18 protein-coding genes and 1 pseudogene are annotated in these 17,530 nt (G+C 60.1%); 14 read left to right on the forward strand and 5 right to left on the reverse strand.

Annotation, left to right across the window (positions count from 1 at the left end):
* The 3 genes and pseudogenes from dut (at position 1) to argB (ending at position 3,020) form a co-directional block, all read left to right on the forward strand.
* The gene (gene dut / locus AB4O40_RS16930) at positions 1-456 is read left to right on the forward strand and encodes a dUTP diphosphatase (protein WP_007975171.1); all 456 of its coding nucleotides are present in this window, start codon (positions 1-3) and stop codon (positions 454-456) included.
* A 264-nt stretch (positions 457-720) separates the two neighbouring features.
* Positions 721-2,097 (forward strand): annotated as a pseudogene (locus AB4O40_RS16935) (phosphomannomutase/phosphoglucomutase); the annotation flags it as partial.
* Positions 2,098-2,114: 17 nt separating this feature from the next.
* Positions 2,115-3,020 carry an acetylglutamate kinase gene (gene argB / locus AB4O40_RS16940; protein ID WP_008047078.1) on the forward strand — a complete coding sequence of 302 codons (906 nt, stop codon included), beginning with the start codon at positions 2,115-2,117 and terminating at the stop codon, positions 3,018-3,020.
* Between the two features lie 184 nt (positions 3,021-3,204).
* Here the strand turns inward: argB and pyrE are convergent, their stop codons facing one another.
* Positions 3,205-3,849 carry an orotate phosphoribosyltransferase gene (pyrE, locus tag AB4O40_RS16945; protein WP_011336558.1) on the reverse strand — a complete coding sequence of 215 codons (645 nt, stop codon included), beginning with the start codon at positions 3,847-3,849 and terminating at the stop codon, positions 3,205-3,207.
* A gap of 80 nt (positions 3,850-3,929) precedes the next feature.
* Between pyrE and AB4O40_RS16950 the strand changes: the two genes are divergently transcribed.
* Entirely contained in the window at positions 3,930-4,709 is a 780-nt protein-coding gene (locus AB4O40_RS16950; RefSeq protein ID WP_003176915.1) for an exodeoxyribonuclease III, read from the forward strand.
* Positions 4,710-4,814: 105 nt separating this feature from the next.
* Here the strand turns inward: AB4O40_RS16950 and gltS are convergent, their stop codons facing one another.
* From gltS to rph, 3 genes are all read right to left on the reverse strand, one after another.
* Entirely contained in the window at positions 4,815-6,020 is a 1,206-nt protein-coding gene (gene gltS, locus AB4O40_RS16955) for a sodium/glutamate symporter (RefSeq protein ID WP_460053812.1), read from the reverse strand.
* Between the two features lie 383 nt (positions 6,021-6,403).
* On the reverse strand, positions 6,404-6,772 hold the full coding sequence (locus tag AB4O40_RS16960; protein ID WP_056726851.1) for a DUF4870 domain-containing protein: 369 nt from the start codon (positions 6,770-6,772) through the stop codon (positions 6,404-6,406).
* 28 nt (positions 6,773-6,800) lie between these two features.
* A complete protein-coding gene (rph, locus tag AB4O40_RS16965) occupies positions 6,801-7,523 on the reverse strand; it encodes a ribonuclease PH (protein WP_056726850.1) in 723 nt (240 codons plus the stop codon).
* 267 nt (positions 7,524-7,790) lie between these two features.
* Between rph and AB4O40_RS16970 the strand changes: the two genes are divergently transcribed.
* From AB4O40_RS16970 to AB4O40_RS16995, 6 genes are all read left to right on the forward strand, one after another.
* Positions 7,791-8,654, forward strand: coding sequence for a YicC/YloC family endoribonuclease (locus tag AB4O40_RS16970; RefSeq protein WP_056727032.1), 864 nt, complete (start codon positions 7,791-7,793; stop codon positions 8,652-8,654).
* A gap of 13 nt (positions 8,655-8,667) precedes the next feature.
* Positions 8,668-9,288 carry a guanylate kinase gene (gene gmk / locus AB4O40_RS16975; RefSeq protein WP_046038947.1) on the forward strand — a complete coding sequence of 207 codons (621 nt, stop codon included), beginning with the start codon at positions 8,668-8,670 and terminating at the stop codon, positions 9,286-9,288.
* Positions 9,289-9,455: 167 nt separating this feature from the next.
* Complete coding sequence (rpoZ, locus tag AB4O40_RS16980; protein ID WP_007921129.1) at positions 9,456-9,719, forward strand: DNA-directed RNA polymerase subunit omega; 264 nt, start codon at positions 9,456-9,458, stop codon at positions 9,717-9,719.
* A 57-nt stretch (positions 9,720-9,776) separates the two neighbouring features.
* A complete protein-coding gene (gene spoT, locus AB4O40_RS16985; RefSeq protein ID WP_223541286.1) occupies positions 9,777-11,882 on the forward strand; it encodes a bifunctional GTP diphosphokinase/guanosine-3',5'-bis pyrophosphate 3'-pyrophosphohydrolase in 2,106 nt (701 codons plus the stop codon).
* A gap of 37 nt (positions 11,883-11,919) precedes the next feature.
* On the forward strand, positions 11,920-12,300 hold the full coding sequence (locus AB4O40_RS16990; RefSeq protein WP_003229509.1) for a RidA family protein: 381 nt from the start codon (positions 11,920-11,922) through the stop codon (positions 12,298-12,300).
* Between the two features lie 69 nt (positions 12,301-12,369).
* Positions 12,370-13,110 carry a hypothetical protein gene (locus AB4O40_RS16995; RefSeq protein WP_056726848.1) on the forward strand — a complete coding sequence of 247 codons (741 nt, stop codon included), beginning with the start codon at positions 12,370-12,372 and terminating at the stop codon, positions 13,108-13,110.
* Positions 13,111-13,198: 88 nt separating this feature from the next.
* Here AB4O40_RS16995 and AB4O40_RS17000 read toward each other — a convergent pair whose 3' ends face one another.
* On the reverse strand, positions 13,199-14,056 hold the full coding sequence (locus AB4O40_RS17000) for an SDR family oxidoreductase (RefSeq protein ID WP_056726847.1): 858 nt from the start codon (positions 14,054-14,056) through the stop codon (positions 13,199-13,201).
* Positions 14,057-14,244: 188 nt separating this feature from the next.
* On the opposite strand from AB4O40_RS17000, the gene exbB reads away from it, so the two are divergent.
* The 4 genes from exbB to AB4O40_RS17020 all read left to right on the forward strand — a co-directional run bounded on the left by exbB (position 14,245) and on the right by AB4O40_RS17020 (position 17,522).
* Positions 14,245-15,216 (forward strand): tonB-system energizer ExbB, encoded by a 972-nt coding sequence (gene exbB / locus AB4O40_RS17005; RefSeq protein WP_460053809.1) that lies wholly within the window; start codon positions 14,245-14,247, stop codon positions 15,214-15,216.
* Between the two features lie 6 nt (positions 15,217-15,222).
* Positions 15,223-15,651, forward strand: a complete 429-nt coding sequence (gene exbD / locus AB4O40_RS17010; protein WP_007975187.1) for a TonB system transport protein ExbD — start codon at positions 15,223-15,225, stop codon at positions 15,649-15,651.
* The gene (locus AB4O40_RS17015) at positions 15,648-16,397 is read left to right on the forward strand and encodes an energy transducer TonB family protein (protein ID WP_056726845.1); all 750 of its coding nucleotides are present in this window, start codon (positions 15,648-15,650) and stop codon (positions 16,395-16,397) included. The genes exbD and AB4O40_RS17015 overlap by 4 nt, the downstream gene beginning before the upstream one ends.
* Before the next feature lie 195 nt (positions 16,398-16,592).
* The gene (locus tag AB4O40_RS17020) at positions 16,593-17,522 is read left to right on the forward strand and encodes a hydrogen peroxide-inducible genes activator (RefSeq protein WP_008047093.1); all 930 of its coding nucleotides are present in this window, start codon (positions 16,593-16,595) and stop codon (positions 17,520-17,522) included.
* Positions 17,523-17,530: the final 8 nt, after the last annotated feature.

Here is a 17,530-nt window from a genome sequence, read left to right on the forward strand (position 1 = left end):
ATGCACGCTTTGCAAGCCAAGATCCTCGACCCCCGCATCGGTACCGAATTCCCGCTGCCGCAATACGCCACACCGGGCTCCGCCGGCCTCGACCTGCGCGCCATGCTGGAACAGGACACCGTGATCAAGCCGGGTGAAACCGTGCTGATTCCCACCGGCCTGTCGGTTTATATCGGTGACCCGAACCTGGCGGCGCTGATTCTGCCGCGCTCGGGGATGGGCCATAAGCACGGCATCGTACTGGGCAACCTGGTCGGCCTGATCGACTCCGACTACCAGGGCCCATTGATGGTCTCTTGCTGGAACCGTGGCCAGACCGAATTCACCATGCCGGTCGGCGAGCGCCTGGCGCAACTGGTGCTGGTGCCGGTGGTGCAGGCTCACTTCGAGATGGTTGAAGAGTTCGTTGAAACCGAGCGCGGCACTGGCGGTTTCGGCCATACCGGTACCCGCTGATCCGGACGCGCTCTTCTGTGGTGGGGGATCTGGCTCCCTCGCCACAAAATTCAAATTGCCATCTGCAAGGTTTAGCTCCGAAAATCAAGGCATTGCCCGGTCAACCCCCTGCCGTCGGGGCGTCATGGCCCTTTCATACCACGAACTCTCTGTGGAAAACGCCGTCATACCCTTCAGTTTGAACCTGCCGCCGAATGAATTGGCGGCCTGTCCAGCCACTTTCGAGATGGAGCATTTCCACAGATGAACACCCCGGCCAAAGTCGCACCCAAGTTCCCTGACAGCATCTTCCGCGCCTACGACATCCGCGGCACAGTCCCGGAATTCCTGAACGCCGAAACCGCTTACTGGATCGGCCGCGCCGTCGGCTCCCAAAGCCTGGCCCAGGGCGAGCCAAACGTGTCCGTCGGTCGCGATGGCCGTCTGTCCGGCCCGGAGCTGGTCGCACAACTGATCAAAGGCATCGCCGACAGCGGCTGCCACGTCAGTGATGTCGGCCTGGTCCCGACTCCGGCGCTCTACTACGCCGCCAACGTACTGGCCGGAAAATCCGGCGTGATGCTCACCGGCAGCCACAATCCGTCGAACTACAACGGCTTCAAGATCGTCATCGCTGGCGACACCCTGGCCAACGAACAGATCCAGGCCCTGCACGACCGCCTCAAGACCAACAACCTGAGCAGCGGCCAGGGCAGCATCACCCAGGTCGAGATCCTCGACCGCTACACCACCGAAATCGTCCAGGACATCAAGCTGGCCCGGCGCCTGAAAGTGGTCGTCGACTGCGGTAACGGCGCGGCCGGCGTGATCGCCCCGCAACTGATCGAAGCGCTGAACTGCGAAGTCATCCCGCTGTTCTGCGAAGTGGACGGCAACTTCCCGAACCACCATCCGGACCCGGGCAAGCCTGAAAACCTCGTGGACCTGATCGCCAAGGTCAAGGAAACCAACGCTGACATCGGCCTGGCCTTCGACGGCGATGGCGACCGCGTCGGCGTGGTGACCAACACCGGCAGCATCGTCTACCCGGACCGCCTGCTGATGCTGTTCGCCCGCGACGTCGTTGCGCGCAATCCGGGCGCCGAAATCATCTTCGACGTGAAATGCACCCGTCGCCTGATTCCGCTGATCAAGGAATACGGCGGCCGGTCGTTAATGTGGAAGACCGGTCACTCGTTGATCAAAAAGAAAATGAAACAATCCGGCGCCCTGCTGGCTGGCGAAATGAGCGGGCACATCTTCTTCAAGGAGCGCTGGTTCGGTTTCGACGACGGCATCTACAGCGCCGCGCGGCTGCTGGAGATCCTCAGCAAGGAAAAATCATCGGCCGAAGAGCTGTTCGCGACCTTCCCGAACGATATTTCTACGCCGGAAATCAATATCCATGTGACCGAAGAGAGCAAATTCAGCATCATTGATGCATTGCACGATGCGCAGTGGGGCGAAGGCGCTGACCTGACCACCATTGACGGCGTGCGAGTCGACTATGCCAAAGGCTGGGGCCTGGTACGCGCCTCCAACACCACTCCGGTGCTGGTGCTGCGTTTCGAGGCCGATGACGAGGCTGAATTGCAGCGCATCAAGGACGTATTCAAAGTCCAGCTGAAGCGTGTTGCACCTGATCTCCAACTACCGTTCTGATTCACCCGGAGCCCTGAATGACCCTCGAACGCGAAGCCGCCGCCAACACCGCCAAGGTCCTGTCCGAAGCGTTGCCTTACATCCGCCGTTATGTCGGCAAGACACTGGTGATCAAATACGGCGGCAACGCGATGGAAAGCGAGGAGCTGAAAACCGGCTTCGCCCGCGACATCGTGCTGATGAAGGCCGTGGGCATCAACCCGGTGGTGGTTCACGGTGGCGGCCCGCAAATCGGTGACCTGCTCAAGCGCCTGTCGATCGAGAGCCATTTCGTCGACGGCATGCGCGTCACCGACGCCGCGACCATGGACGTGGTGGAAATGGTCCTCGGCGGCCAGGTCAACAAAGACATCGTCAACCTGATCAACCGTCATGGCGGCAGCGCCATCGGCCTGACCGGTAAAGACGCCGAGCTGATTCGCGCGAAGAAGCTCACCGTTACCCGTCAGACCCCGGAAATGACCACCCCGGAGATCATCGACATCGGCCACGTGGGCGAAGTGGTCGGCATCAACACCGATCTGCTGAACCTGCTGGTCAAGGGCGATTTCATCCCGGTGATCGCGCCCATCGGCGTCGGTGCCAACGGCGAGTCGTACAACATCAACGCTGACCTGGTGGCCGGTAAAGTCGCCGAAGCGCTGAAAGCCGAGAAGCTGATGCTGCTGACCAACATCGCCGGCCTGATGGACAAGTCGGGCACGGTCCTGACCGGCCTGACAACCCAGCAAGTCGACGACCTGATCGCCGACGGCACTATCTACGGCGGCATGCTGCCGAAGATCCGTTGCGCACTGGAAGCGGTCCAGGGCGGTGTGGGCAGCTCGCTGATCATCGACGGTCGCGTGCCGAACGCGATCCTGCTGGAAATCTTCACCGATACCGGCGTTGGCACCTTGATCAGCAATCGCAAGCGTCCTTAAGCGATAGCGCATACAAAAAAGACCCCGCTCGGCCTGGCTGAGCGGGGTCTTTTTTTGCCTGCGATCCCTGCGGGATTTTGTACATCCCAGTAGGAGCTGCCGAAGGCTGCGATCTTTTGACTTTGGCTATTTTAAAACAAGATCAAAGGATCGCAGCCTTCGGCAGCTCCTACAGGTCGCCGTGTCAGACGCCGAACTGGGCGCGGTACGCTTCCACGGCTGGCAAGTGCTGCTTGAGTTGCGGGTCGTCCGCCAGGAATTCCAGCACCTGGTTCAGCGAGACGATGCTGATGACCGGGATGCCGAAGTCACGCTCGACTTCCTGGATCGCCGACAACTCGCCATTACCACGCTCCTGACGGTTCAGGGCGATCAGCACGCCAGCGGCCTTGGCGCCGTCCTGGGAGGCAATGATCTGCATCACTTCACGGATCGCGGTGCCAGCGGTGATCACGTCGTCGATGATCAGAACATCGCCGGTCAGCGGCGCGCCAACCAGGCTGCCGCCTTCGCCGTGGGCCTTGGCTTCCTTGCGGTTGAAGCACCATGGCAGGTCACGGTTGTGATGCTCGGCCAGGGCCACGGCGGTGGTCGCCGCCAACGGGATGCCCTTGTAGGCCGGGCCAAACAGCACGTCGAAGGGAATGCCGCTCTCGGCAATGGCAGCAGCGTAGAAACGTCCCAACTGCGCCAGGGCCGAACCCGAGTTGAACAGGCCCGCATTGAAGAAGTAAGGACTGGTGCGCCCGGACTTCAGGGTGAACTCACCGAAGCGCAAAACGCCGCGATCGATGGCAAAACGGATGAAATCGCGCTGATACGCTTGCATGAAAAACCCCAAATACCACGGATTTAGCTAATTAGCTTGACGCCGTGTATCATACACGCACGCGATTTTTGGGGCCATTTATGCGGATCATCAGTGTGAACGTCAATGGTATTCAGGCTGCAGTCGAGCGTGGTTTGCTCAGTTGGCTGCAGGCACAGAATGCCGACGTCATCTGCCTGCAGGACACCCGCGCCTCCGCCTTTGAACTGGACGATCCAGCCTTCCAACTGGATGGATACTTCCTTTATGCCTGCGATGCCGAAGTTCCCGCCCAAGGTGGCGTGGCTTTGTATTCGCGGCTGCAACCGAAGGCTGTCATCAGCGGTCTCGGTTTCGAGACGGCCGACCGCTACGGGCGCTACCTGCAAGCCGATTTCGACAAGGTCAGCATCGCGACCTTGCTGCTCCCTTCGGGGCAGAACGGCGATGAAGACTTGAACCAGAAGTTCAAGCTAATGGACGACTTCGCCCGTTATCTGGATAAACAGCGACGCAAACGCCGCGAGTACATTTATTGTGGCTCGCTGTACGTGGCGCAACAGAAGCTGGATATCAAGAACTGGCGTGACAGCCAGCAATCTCCGGGCTTCCTGGCACCTGAACGTGCCTGGATGGACGAGATTGTCGGCAACATGGGTTATGTCGACGCCCTGCGTGAAGTCAGCCGTGAAGGCGACCAGTACAGCTGGTGGCCGGACAACGAACAGGCGGAGATGCTCAACCTCGGTTGGCGCTTCGACTACCAGCTGCTGACGCCGGGCCTGCGCCGCTTTGTACGCAGCGCACGCCTGCCACGCCAGCCGCGGTTCTCACAACACGCGCCGCTGATCGTGGACTACGACTGGACGCTGACGATCTAAGTGATTTTTCACTGAGCAGTCTGATAGACGGTCGAAAAAATGCCCGTATCGCAAGATACGGGCATTTTTATGCGCTCTATTCAGAGGCTCCCAGCGACCTGAACCTCAAACCGCGGCGAAAAACGGCAGTGCAAGGTACAACTTGATCACGATGACATTAATGATGTCGATGAAGAAAGCGCCCACCATTGGCACCACCAGGAACGCTATCTGAGAAGGCCCATAGCGCTGTGTCACCGCTTGCATATTGGCGATGGCCGTTGGCGTGGCACCCAGTCCAAAACCGCAATGCCCTGCCGCCAATACAGCCGCGTCGTAGTTACTGCCCATCATCCTGAATGTCACAACAATCGCAAACAGAGCCATGACCAACGTTTGCGCAGCCAGGATGATAAAGATCGGCAACGCCAGTGCAGCCAGATCCCACAACTTGAGCGACATCAGAGCGATTGCCAAAAACAGCGACAAGCTGACATTCCCCAGCACGGAAACTTCTCGCTCAAACACCTGATACACGCCAAGCGCCGAAAGCCCGTTGCGTAAAAGCACGCCCACGAACAACACGCAAACAAACGTCGGCAACTCAAATGCGGTTCCCTGAAGCCACCCATTCAGGAGTGAGCCCGCCAGCAGGCTGACAGCAATCAAAGCCAGTGTCTCGACTAGCGAAAACGACGTGATCGAGCGTTCTTTGTTCGGTTGTTCAAAGCCCTTGGGCAGCCGTGGCTTTTCCTGCTCGCAGCCGGGTGTCTGGACACGACTGATGAGCAGGCGGGCAACAGGCCCACCAATCAAGCCGCCCAGCACCAGGCCAAACGTTGCTGAGGCCATGGCCAGTTCAGAGGCAGAGGCCAGACCGAACTTCTCGCTGAACGTCGCCCCCCATGCAGCACCTGTACCGTGGCCGCCTGCCAAGGTGATCGAGCCTGTCAGCAAGCCCATCAAGGGGTCGAGTCCCAACGCCGTGGCAAGCCCGATGCCCATCGCATTCTGGATCACCAGAAGTCCGACAACCGCCAGCAGAAAGATCCCCACGACGCGCCCGCCCTTCTTCAGGCTGGCGAAGTCTGCACTCAAACCGATGGTGGCAAAAAACGCCAGCATCAAGGGCGTTTGGAGCGAAGTATCAAAGCGAACTTCAATATCGAGGGTTCTCAAGGCGAGAAGAGCCAAGGCAACCACCAGGCCGCCGGCTACAGGTTCAGGGATATTATAAGTGCGTAAAAAACCGACACGAGAGACAAGCGCGCGCCCCAGCAAAAGCACTAAAGAGGCAGCGACAAGTGTTCCGTAAAAATCAAGATGAAGCATTCTGGGTATTCTTGTTTATATATTCAGTGGCGAACTTTTTACCTGGGCACGCCTTTTGAACAGGTTGAGGATCTCAACACTGATTGGTATTGGATTCAGAAGCCGTCAATGGTCCGAATATATCGAAATATTTCTTGATGAATATTACTTGGAGCAACCTTATCAACCGCCAAGTCCCATTGCCAAGCCTGCAAGCCGTACTGAGGCTTACAGTTTGTGACTAAACGTGTAAGAAATATTACTTACACTAGTGGACGTCGATTGAATAGCGATCGAACAATTTCGCAACATTAGAGATTAATCTGATTGCAAAAAAACAAATGCCCCAACATGTCGGGGCATTTGTATTGAACTGCGCTTAAAGCAGCATCAGCGTCCTGGGCTTACTTGATCAACCGCCATGTGAACGGGTAGCGATAAGGCTGCCCCTCATTGGCCTTCACCCCGGCAATGATCGTCAGCACCAGCGCACCGATCGCGATCAGGCCAAACAGGAAGAACCCGATAATCACCAGCATCAGCAGGAAGCAGATAGCCGAGGCGATCGCCACGGTTAACTGAAAGTTCAGAGCTTCCTTGCCCTGAGCGTCGATGAACGGGTCCATCTCGCGCTTCATCTGCCAGAGAATCAGCGGGCCTATGATCGTGCCGAACGGAATCCAGATCCCCAGCAAGGCGGACAAGTGGCAAAACATGGCCCACTGACGCACCTCTTGGCTCGGCGTAGGCAGCGGCAGTTGCTCGTCACTCATGGTGTCCTCCTTGTCTGGGGCATTCCAGTCAGTCGGCCAGTGCGGCCTTTTGCAATTCGAAGATCTCGTTCATGCCTTTCTTCGCCAACTCAAGCATCGCGTTCAGCTCTTCAGGCTGGAACGGCGCGCCTTCGGCAGTGCCCTGGACTTCGATGAAACCGCCAGCACTGGTCATCACCACGTTCAGGTCGGTCTCGGCGGCCGAGTCTTCCAGATAATCGAGGTCAAGCACAGGCTCACCCTTGTACATGCCCACGGAAACCGCAGCGATCATCTGCTTGATCGGGTCACCGCCCTTCAGGCCGCCACGCTTCTTGATCACTTTCAAGGCATCGATCAGCGCAACCATGGAACCGGTGATCGACGCGGTGCGGGTGCCGCCATCAGCCTGGATCACGTCACAGTCGACGTACAGGGTGACGTCACCGAGCTTGGACATGTCCAGCGCAGCGCGCAGGGAGCGGCCGATCAGACGCTGGATTTCCAGGGTGCGGCCGCCTTGCTTGCCACGGCTGGCTTCACGCTGGTTACGCTCGCCGGTAGCGCGCGGCAGCATGCCGTACTCGGCGGTCAGCCAGCCCTGGCCCTGGCCCTTCAGGAAACGCGGTACGCCCGGTTCAACGCTGACGGTACAAATGACCTTGGTATCGCCGAACTCGACCAGCACAGAACCCTCGGCGTGTTTGGTGTAGTTGCGGGTGATGCGGATCGAGCGGAGCTGATCGGCAGCGCGACCACTTGGACGTATCATAGGGAGTACCTGTACTGGGGACGGAAAACTGCGGAGCATTATAGAGCCGACGGCCGCCACTGGGCACTTCTAAAAAATTCCGCCGACGACCGAGGGCTCTGCACCGCGCGTCGGTGCAGGCCTGCCGCTCTTTGTCACACTGTGTGTTTGGGCGCATCCGCGCCACTGCGCTACAATCCTGCGCCTTTGCTGCCAGTCGGCTTTAATTCATTGATATCGGATTCCCGGAACCTCGGTTCTGTGCCGATCTGCCTGCGAGGTACCTCCATGGTGCACAGCATGACCGCCTTCGCCCGCGTCGAGAAAGCCGGCGTTCAGGGCACCCTGAGCTGGGAACTGCGCTCGGTCAACAGCCGCTACCTGGAACCCCACCTGCGCCTGCCGGAATCCTTTCGCGACCTCGAGGGCGCTGTTCGTGAAGCCCTGCGCCAGGGAGTATCGCGGGGCAAGCTCGAATGCACCCTGCGCTTCACCGAAGAAAATACCGGCAAGTCGCTGCAAATCGATCAGGAGCGCGCCGCGCAACTGGTCGCCGCCGCCGAGACCATCGCCAGCCTGATCAAGAACCCGGCAGCGCTGAACCCGCTGGAAGTCCTGGCCTGGCCCGGCGTCCTGGTAGGCGACGCCACCGACCCGCAAGCCTTGAACGCCGAAGCGTTGGCGCTGTTCAACCAGGGCCTCAAGGAACTGAAAGCCGGCCGCGAACGCGAAGGCGCGGAGCTGGCGCGGCTGATCAACGAGCGCCTGAGCTCCATCGAGGAAGACGTGGTGACCTTGCGCGAACTGGTCCCGCAAATGCTCGCCACCCAGCGCCAGAAAGTCCTCGACCGCTTCGCCGACATGAAGGCCGAGATGGATCCGCAGCGCCTGGAGCAGGAAATGGTCATGCTCGCGCAAAAAAGCGACGTCGCCGAAGAACTGGATCGCCTGAGCACTCACATCATCGAAGTTCGCCGGGTGCTCAAATCCGGCGGTGCCGCCGGTCGGCGCCTGGACTTCCTGATGCAGGAACTCAACCGCGAAGCCAATACACTGGGCTCCAAAGCCTTCGACCCGCGCAGCACCCAGGCTGCGGTCAACCTCAAGGTGTTGATCGAGCAGATGCGCGAACAAGTGCAGAACATTGAGTAAGGCTACCCCCGACATGACACACAGCACCGGCACCCTGTACATCATTTCCGCCCCTTCGGGTGCGGGCAAGAGCAGCCTGGTCAAGGCCCTGACCGATGCAAATCCGGAGATCCGCGTCTCGGTCTCCCACACTACCCGCGCCATGCGCCCCGGTGAAGTGAATGGCGTGAACTATCACTTCGTCGACCGCAGCGAGTTCGTGAAGATGATCGAACACGGGGATTTCCTCGAGCGTGCTGAAGTGTTCGGCAATCTCTACGGCACTTCGCAAAGCCACCTGCAGCAGACCCTGGACGAAGGCCACGACCTGATTCTGGAAATCGACTGGCAAGGTGCCGAGCAAGTGCGCAAGCTGATGCCTCAGGCCCGTTCGATCTTCATTCTGCCGCCGTCATTGCAGGCCCTGCACCAGCGCCTGACCAATCGCGGCCAGGACAGTGACGAAGTCATTGACGGCCGGATGCGCGAAGCCGTCAGCGAAATGAGCCATTACGTCGACTACGATTACCTGATCATCAACGACGATTTCGCCCACGCACTGCACGACCTGAAGGCGATTTTCCGCGCCAATCAGCTGATTCAGAAGCGTCAGCAGCAGCGTCACGGCAAATTGCTGGCCGAATTGCTCGGTTAATCAGCTCTTCCCAAAACCGCTGCAAGGGCTTTACATTGGCACTTGCAGCGCGTTGAAGGGCTTGGTCAAAAAATCAGCGCTTCCCTAAACGCTGGTGATTTTTTAAACTGTCGAGTCCGCTCGCCCATCCGGGCAGCGCGCATATTGCATTTGCTACGAGGAAGACCATGGCCCGCGTAACCGTTGAAGACTGCCTAGAACACGTGGATAACCGCTTTGAGCTGGTCATGCTCTCTACCAAGCGTGCCCGTCAACTGGCCACCGGCGGCAAAGAGCCGAAAGTAGCATGGGAAAACGACAAGCCTACCGTCGTCGCCCTGCGTGAAATCGCTGAAGGCCTGATCGACTACGCAGCTATCGCCGAAGCCGAAATCGTTGAAGATGAACCGCTTTTTGCTGCATTCGAGGACGAGTCCAACGAGGCCGTCTAAGCCTATGCCTGGTCGACGTAGCACGGCGCGGGATAAAAGCTTACGGCAGGAGACATCATGCCGAGCATAGACGCCCTCGCCGATCGCTTATCGGCCTACCTCGGCAAGGACCAGGTCAACCTGGTCCGCCGAGCGTATTTCTACGCCGAGCAAGCCCACGACGGCCAACGCCGCCGTAGCGGCGAGGCGTACGTCACGCACCCACTCGCGGTTGCGAATATTCTTGCCGACATGCACATGGACCATCAGAGCCTGATGGCCGCGATGCTGCATGACGTGATCGAAGACACCGGTATTGCCAAGGAAGCGCTGCAAGCGCAGTTCGGTGAAACCGTGGCCGAACTGGTCGACGGGGTCAGCAAACTGACCCAGATGAACTTCGAGACCAAGGCCGAAGCCCAAGCCGAAAACTTCCAGAAAATGGCCATGGCCATGGCCCGCGACATTCGCGTGATCCTGGTCAAGCTGGCCGACCGCCTGCACAACATGCGCACGCTGGAAGTGCTGTCCGGCGAAAAACGCCGGCGCATCGCCAAGGAAACCCTGGAAATCTATGCACCCATCGCCAACCGGCTGGGCATGCACGCCATCCGCATAGAGTTCGAAGACCTTGGCTTCAAGGCCATGCACCCGATGCGTTCCGCGCGGATCTACCAGGCGGTCAAACGCGCCCGGGGCAACCGCAAGGAAATCGTCAACAAGATCGAAGAATCCTTAAGCCACTGCCTGGCCATCGATGGCATCCAGGGCGAGGTCAGCGGTCGCCAGAAACACCTCTACGGCATCTACAAGAAAATGCGCGGCAAGCGTCGGGCCTTCAACGAGATCATGGACGTCTACGCGTTCCGGATCATCGTCGACAAGGTCGATACCTGCTACCGCGTGCTGGGTGCTGTACATAACTTATATAAACCACTGCCAGGGCGTTTCAAGGATTACATCGCGATCCCCAAGGCCAACGGCTATCAGTCGCTGCACACCACGCTGTTCGGCATGCACGGTGTTCCGATCGAGATCCAGATCCGCACCCGTGAAATGGAAGAGATGGCCAACAACGGCATCGCCGCCCATTGGCTGTACAAATCCAGCGGCGACGAGCAGCCCAAAGGCACCCATGCCCGCGCCCGCCAGTGGGTCAAGGGCGTGCTGGAGATGCAGCAACGCGCCGGCAACTCGCTGGAATTCATCGAAAGCGTGAAGATCGACCTGTTCCCGGACGAGGTCTACGTGTTCACGCCCAAAGGCCGGATCATGGAACTGCCCAAGGGCTCCACGGCGGTCGACTTCGCTTACGCGGTTCACACCGACGTGGGCAACAGCTGCATTGCCTGCCGTATCAATCGTCGTCTCGCGCCGCTGTCCGAACCGCTGCAAAGCGGCTCCACGGTCGAGATCGTCAGCGCTCCCGGCGCGCGGCCGAACCCGGCCTGGCTCAACTTCGTGGTCACCGGCAAGGCGCGCACGCACATACGCCATGCCCTGAAACTGCAGCGCCGCTCCGAATCCATCAGCCTGGGCGAGCGCCTGCTGAACAAGGTCCTCAACGGCTTCGACAGCTCGCTGGAGAAAATCCCGGCCGAGCGCGTCAAGGCCATGCTCGTCGAGTACCGCCTGGAGCTGATCGAAGATTTGCTCGAAGACATCGGCCTGGGCAATCGCATGGCCTATGTGGTGGCCCGCCGGTTGCTGGGCGAAGGCGAGCAGCTACCCAGCCCTGAAGGCCCGCTGGCGATTCGCGGCACCGAAGGCCTGGTGCTCAGCTACGCCAAGTGTTGCACGCCGATCCCGGGCGACCCGATCGTCGGCCACCTGTCCGCCGGCAAAGGCATGGTCGTGCACCTGGACAACTGCCGCAACATCAGCGAAATCCGCCACAACCCGGAAAAATGCATCCAGCTCTCGTGGGCCAAGGATGTCACCGGCGAATTCAACGTCGAACTGCGCGTCGAGCTGGAACACCAGCGCGGCCTGATCGCCCTGTTGGCCAGCAGCGTCAACGCCGCCGACGGCAACATCGAGAAAATCAGCATGGACGAACGCGATGGTCGCATCAGCGTGGTCCAGTTGGTGGTCAGCGTACACGACCGTGTGCACCTGGCCCGCGTGATCAAGAAACTGCGCGCCCTGACCGGGGTGATTCGCATCACCCGCATGCGTGCATAGCTCGCAAACGTAGCCACCTCATTACAAGGAGTCATCAATGACCAAGACTGTTATCACCAGCGACAAGGCCCCGGCCGCCATCGGTACTTACTCCCAGGCGATCAAGGCTGGCAACACCGTTTACATGTCGGGTCAGATTCCCCTGGACCCAAAAACCATGGAACTGGTCGAAGGCTTCGAAGCCCAGACCGTCCAGGTGTTCGAGAACCTCAAGGCCGTGGCTGAAGCTGCTGGCGGTTCGTTCAAGGACATCGTCAAGCTGAACATCTTCCTCACCGACCTGAGCCACTTCGCCAAGGTCAACGAGATCATGGGCAAGTACTTCGACCAGCCTTACCCTGCCCGCGCCGCCATCGGCGTAGCAGCCCTGCCAAAGGGTTCGCAGGTTGAAATGGATGCCATCCTGGTCATCGAGTAAAGCGTACGGCGCAGCCACGGGCTGCGCCGACTGCTCTGCTGTAAAAGAATGCTTGAAAGGATTCCACCCATGCGCAACGCGCTTGCTCTCTCGCTGCTCGCCCTGTTCCTGGGCGGATGTGCCAGCAACCCTGCCGACCGCGACATCAGCGGCACCTGGATCAACCAGGTGGCGATCGATGCTGCCGCCAAAGGCGTCCCCCTGCGTGAAGCGCTCCAGGCCTATGGCCCGAACCTGGAATGGGACATCAACACCAAGGCCGGTCAGGCCCGCTACACCAACGGTTTTGAAAATGTCGACGGCAAGCTGCTGGGTGAACAGTCCGGCGCCTGGAAAGTCGACTTTTATGGCAGCTCGGCCAGTGAGCTGAAGCGTGACGGCAAGCAACTGAGCCAGTCCGCAAGCGACAACGAGCCCGAGCAAGTCTTCGACCGCGTACAGATCCAGGTACCGGATGGCGCACCCATGGGCGCCAGCTTCGAACGTGCGCTGTATTCCGCCTACATGGGCGGCGGCTGGACAATCGTGAACGGCCCGGGCGAAGGCAACACGGTTCAATTCCAGGCCGACGGCCAGGTGACCGGCCTGCCAGGCAGCGACCGCTATGCGTTGTGCCTGGCCGGCGATTGCGCATCCATGAGTGGCGGCAATGACAACATGTGGCTGCAACTCAATGGCCAGGGCAACGCCTGGATCTTTGCACGCAAGGGCAAGGAGCTGGAGATTTTCCAGACCGTGAACACGGCGCAGGCGGACGAGATGCCCTCGTTCACCCCGGGTGAGCGCAAGTGGCTGCTGGAAAAGCAATAAATCCCTGAAAAGATCGCAGCCTTCGGCAGCTCCTACAAAGGTTATATGTACACCTGTAAGAGCTGCCGCAGGCTGCGATCTTTTGCTATCAGCAGCGCCCCTCAAGAATCGCCGCATACCCCTCGCGGAAACTCGGGTACTTCGGCGTCCAGCCCAACGCTTTTGCCCGTGCATTACTGCAGCGTTTGCTGCCGGTGCGACGCACGCTGTCGTCATCGGCCCACTCGGTCACACCCAGATACTCACGCAACCAGCCCACCACATCCGCCAGCGCTGCCGGCGCGTCATCGACGCCGATGTAGACATCATCCAGCGCTACGCCACGCCGATCCGCCTCAAGCAGGCATGCCATCAATCCCGCGGCGTCGTCGGCATGAATCCGATTGGCATACAACGGCGGATCGGTTACCACGCGATACCCCCGACGAACCTGTGTCAGCAGCCACTCACGGCCCGGACCATAAATGCCGGTCAGACGCACGATGCTCGCCGGAATGCCGCTTTTGAGGGCAAGTTGCTCGGCTTCGAGCATCACACGCCCGGAATAGCCCGCCGCCACGGCCGGTGAGGCCTCGTCGACCCATTCGCCGTTCTGCTGACCGTAGACACTGCTGCTGGACACGAACAACAGGCGGTTGGGCACCTGCCCGTAGTCGTCCAGCCACTCCAGCACATGCTCCAGGCCCTGGACATACGCAGCGCGGTAACCGGCTTCGTCGTGATCGGTGGCCGCCGCGCAATACACCAGGTAATCCACGGCGCCGATTGGCCAAGTGTCCGGGCAGTCTTTGTTGAACAGGTCACCGGCCACGCCGATGACGCCCTTGGGCAGGCGTGAAACGTCGCGTCGCAGGCCATGGACCTCCCACCCCGCCGCCAGCAATTGTGTAGCCAGGCGGCTGCCGACATCACCGCAGCCGGCGATCAAAACAGTAGGCGCAGACATCAGAAAACTCCCATCGCAAAGCCACAGACTAGCGCCGGCAATAGACAGGCGGCTAGCAATGCAGGAAAAAAAGAGACGCTATTACTTTTGTTAACAAGAATTAATTGCAATAATGCCTTCCCACTTTTGTTCTCGGCCTTCGAGGCCTGGAAGAACATCACCCGTTTTTTCTCTCAGGTCCGGCCAGCATGACACGCAATCAATTCTCCGCTTCGCCAACCAAACGACCTCGCGCCCGGAGCGCAGTGGCCGCCCTGCTCCTCAGCCTGATGCTCGCGCCAGTCGCCGCTTTCGCCGATGCCCAGGCGCCAGCCACACCTGCCACCACCGCGCCGGCTCCGGCCGATCACGCCGCCCCGGCCGTAGCTCCGGTTGCGACCGATCCGGCCCTGGCCGCACCGGCAGAAACACTGGGTGAAGACGTCCCTGAAGTCCTCGAAGCCGACAACACCCTGGGCATGGCCCACGACCTGTCGCCATGGGGCATGTACAAGAATGCCGACATCATCGTGAAAATCGTGATGATCGGCCTGGCCATCGCCTCGATCATCACCTGGACTATCTGGATCGCCAAGGGGCTTGAGCTGATGGGTGCCAAGCGTCGTCTGCGCGGTGAAATCGCCCAACTGAAAAAATCCGCCTCCCTCAAGGAAGCCAGCGCTACCGCGGCGAAGGAAGGCACCCTGGCCAACCTGCTGGTACATGATGCTCTCGAAGAGATGCGCCTGTCGGTCAACAGCCGTGAGAAAGAAGGCATCAAGGAACGCGTCAGCTTCCGTCTTGAGCGCCTGGTCGCGGCCTGCGGTCGCAACATGAGCAGCGGCACCGGCGTGCTGGCCACCATCGGTTCCACCGCCCCGTTTGTCGGCCTGTTCGGCACCGTATGGGGCATCATGAACAGCTTCATCGGCATCGCCAAGACCCAGACCACCAACCTTGCCGTCGTCGCCCCCGGCATCGCCGAAGCCCTGCTGGCTACCGCGCTGGGCCTGGTTGCAGCGATCCCGGCGGTCGTGATCTACAACGTCTTTGCCCGCTCCATCGCCGGTTACAAGGCTCAGGTGTCCGACGCGTCGGCACAGGTCCTGCTGCTGGTCAGCCGCGACCTCGACCACCAGCCTGAGCGCAGCTCGCAACCGCACATGGTGAAAGTGGGGTAATCGGCCATGGGCCTGCATTTGAAAGAAGGGGCAGACGACGATCTGTCCGAAAACCACGAAATCAACGTAACGCCGTTCATCGACGTGATGTTGGTGCTGTTGATCATCTTCATGGTGGCGGCCCCGCTGGCCACCGTGGACATCAAGGTCGACCTGCCTGCGTCCACCGCCAAACCGGCGCCGCGGCCAGAGAAACCGGTGTTCCTCAGCGTCAAGGCTGACCAGCGCCTGTTCCTCGGTGAAGACGAAGTGAAGGCCGAAGCACTCGGTGCCACCCTCGACGCCAGGACCCAGGGCAAGAAAGACACGACAATCTTCTTCCAGGCCGACAAAGGCGTGGATTACGGCGACCTGATGAGCGTGATGGACAACCTGCGCTCTGCCGGTTACCTGAAGGTAGGTCTGGTCGGACTCGAGACGGCAGCCAAGAAATGATCACGACGCGCCATAAGCTGACGCGTTACAGCGGTAGCCTGGCCGTGGTGCTGGGTGTTCACGCGCTGGCCATCGCGCTGGCGCTGAACTGGTCCGCCCGCCCGCCCATTGAATTGCCCCCCCAGGCAATGATGGTCGAACTGGCGCCGGTTCCTGCCCCGCCACCGCCTGCTCCGCCGAAGGTCGTCACTCCGCCGCAGCCACCGGCTCCGGTTGAAGAATTGCCGATACCCAAGCTCGCTGAAGCGCCGAAAGCTGAAATTGCCGTGCCCAAGCCGGTCAAACCCAAGCCGAAGCCGCAACCGCCCAAGCCGGTAGAGAAGAAACCCGAGCCGCCGAAGGAAAAACCGGCCGAAGAAAAACCGGCCGAAACCCAGCAGACCCAGGCACCGACGGAGAAATCAGCCCAGCCTGCGCCGGGTCCGTCGCCTGCTCAAATGGCGGCCAAGGCCAGCTGGCAAGGCACGCTGTTGGCACACCTGCAGAAGTACAAGAAGTACCCTGCAAGTGCCCAGGCGCGGGGCAAGGAAGGCATGAACCGTCTGCGTTTCGTCGTGGATGCCGAAGGCAATGTGTTGTCGTTCGAGCTGGTAGGCGCCTCGGGCACTGCCGATCTGGACCGGGCCACCCTGGAAATGATCCGCCGCGCTCAACCGCTGCCCAAGCCACCGCCCGACATGTTGACCAATGGCTCCATCGAAATCGTTGCACCCTTTGTGTATTCGCTGGAAAAACGCCGGCGGTAGAAAGCAGCAGATCAAAAGATCGCAGCCTGCGGCAGCTCCTACAGGGATCACATTAACCCGTGTAGGAGCTGCCGCAGGCTGCGATCTTTTTTTGCCTTTCGCATTGCCCGGTGTCACTCGACGCACTCAGTCTGATAACGTGCGTCTATCGATTGCAGCCGGTATGCTTGGCCCGCAACTACATGGACGCTTGCTATGACCCTCACAGAATTACGCTACATCGTTACCCTCGCCCAAGAGCAGCACTTCGGCCACGCGGCCGAGCGTTGCCACGTCAGCCAGCCGACCCTGTCGGTAGGCGTGAAAAAGCTTGAAGACGAACTCGGTGTGCTGATTTTCGAGCGCAGCAAAAGCGCCGTGCGCCTGACGCCGGTCGGCGAAGGCATCGTGGCCCAGGCCCAAAAGGTATTGGAACAGGCCCAAGGCATCCGCGAACTGGCCCAGGCCGGCAAGAACCAGCTGACCGCCCCACTCAAGGTCGGCGCGATCTACACCGTCGGTCCGTACCTGTTTCCGCACCTGATTCCACAACTGCACCGGGTCGCCCCGCAGATGCCGTTGTACATTGAAGAAAACTTCACCCACGTGCTGCGCGACAAACTGCGCAACGGCGAGCTCGACGCGATCATCATCGCCCTGCCGTTCAATGAAGCCGACGTGCTGACCCTGCAGCTCTACGACGAGCCGTTCTACGTGCTGATGCCGGCGCAGCACCCGTGGACACAAAAGGAATCCATCGACGCCAGCCTGCTCAACGACAAGAGCCTGCTGCTGCTCGGCGAAGGCCACTGCTTCCGCGACCAGGTGCTGGAAGCCTGCCCGACCCTGACCAAAGGCAACGACGGCGCCAAGCACACCACGGTGGAATCCAGCTCCCTGGAAACCATTCGCCACATGGTCGCCTCGGGTCTCGGGATTTCGATCCTGCCGTTGTCGGCAGTCGACAGTCATCACTACGCCCCCGGCGTGATCGAGGTGCGTCCGTTGTCGGCACCCGTACCGTTCCGCACCGTGGCCATTGCCTGGCGCGCCAGCTTCCCGCGCCCGAAAGCGATTGAAATCCTCGCTGACTCCATTCGCCTGTGCTCGGTGGCCAAGCCAGCGGCGCAAGTCGCCGCGGGCTAAGCAACGGT

The sequence above is a fragment of the Pseudomonas sp. S2_F07 genome (genome assembly GCF_054668325.1).

Bases quoted from the DNA above. Each gene is read 5' to 3' on its own strand.
- rpoZ (WP_007921129.1), top strand. From the start codon at position 9,456: ATGGCCCGCGTAACCGTTGAAGACTGCCTAGAACACGTGGATAACCGC.
- gltS (WP_460053812.1), bottom strand. From the start codon at position 6,020: ATGCTTCATCTTGATTTTTACGGAACACTTGTCGCTGCCTCTTTAGTG.
- AB4O40_RS17020 (WP_008047093.1), top strand. From the start codon at position 16,593: ATGACCCTCACAGAATTACGCTACATCGTTACCCTCGCCCAAGAGCAG.
- spoT (WP_223541286.1), top strand. From the start codon at position 9,777: ATGCCGAGCATAGACGCCCTCGCCGATCGCTTATCGGCCTACCTCGGC.
- gmk (WP_046038947.1), top strand. From the start codon at position 8,668: ATGACACACAGCACCGGCACCCTGTACATCATTTCCGCCCCTTCGGGT.
- AB4O40_RS16960 (WP_056726851.1), bottom strand. From the start codon at position 6,772: ATGAGTGACGAGCAACTGCCGCTGCCTACGCCGAGCCAAGAGGTGCGT.
- pyrE (WP_011336558.1), bottom strand. From the start codon at position 3,849: ATGCAAGCGTATCAGCGCGATTTCATCCGTTTTGCCATCGATCGCGGC.
- argB (WP_008047078.1), top strand. From the start codon at position 2,115: ATGACCCTCGAACGCGAAGCCGCCGCCAACACCGCCAAGGTCCTGTCC.
- exbD (WP_007975187.1), top strand. From the start codon at position 15,223: ATGGGCCTGCATTTGAAAGAAGGGGCAGACGACGATCTGTCCGAAAAC.
- rph (WP_056726850.1), bottom strand. From the start codon at position 7,523: ATGATACGTCCAAGTGGTCGCGCTGCCGATCAGCTCCGCTCGATCCGC.
- AB4O40_RS17000 (WP_056726847.1), bottom strand. From the start codon at position 14,056: ATGTCTGCGCCTACTGTTTTGATCGCCGGCTGCGGTGATGTCGGCAGC.
- AB4O40_RS16995 (WP_056726848.1), top strand. From the start codon at position 12,370: ATGCGCAACGCGCTTGCTCTCTCGCTGCTCGCCCTGTTCCTGGGCGGA.
- exbB (WP_460053809.1), top strand. From the start codon at position 14,245: ATGACACGCAATCAATTCTCCGCTTCGCCAACCAAACGACCTCGCGCC.
- AB4O40_RS16990 (WP_003229509.1), top strand. From the start codon at position 11,920: ATGACCAAGACTGTTATCACCAGCGACAAGGCCCCGGCCGCCATCGGT.
- AB4O40_RS16970 (WP_056727032.1), top strand. From the start codon at position 7,791: ATGGTGCACAGCATGACCGCCTTCGCCCGCGTCGAGAAAGCCGGCGTT.
- dut (WP_007975171.1), top strand. From the start codon at position 1: ATGCACGCTTTGCAAGCCAAGATCCTCGACCCCCGCATCGGTACCGAA.
- AB4O40_RS17015 (WP_056726845.1), top strand. From the start codon at position 15,648: ATGATCACGACGCGCCATAAGCTGACGCGTTACAGCGGTAGCCTGGCC.
- AB4O40_RS16950 (WP_003176915.1), top strand. From the start codon at position 3,930: ATGCGGATCATCAGTGTGAACGTCAATGGTATTCAGGCTGCAGTCGAG.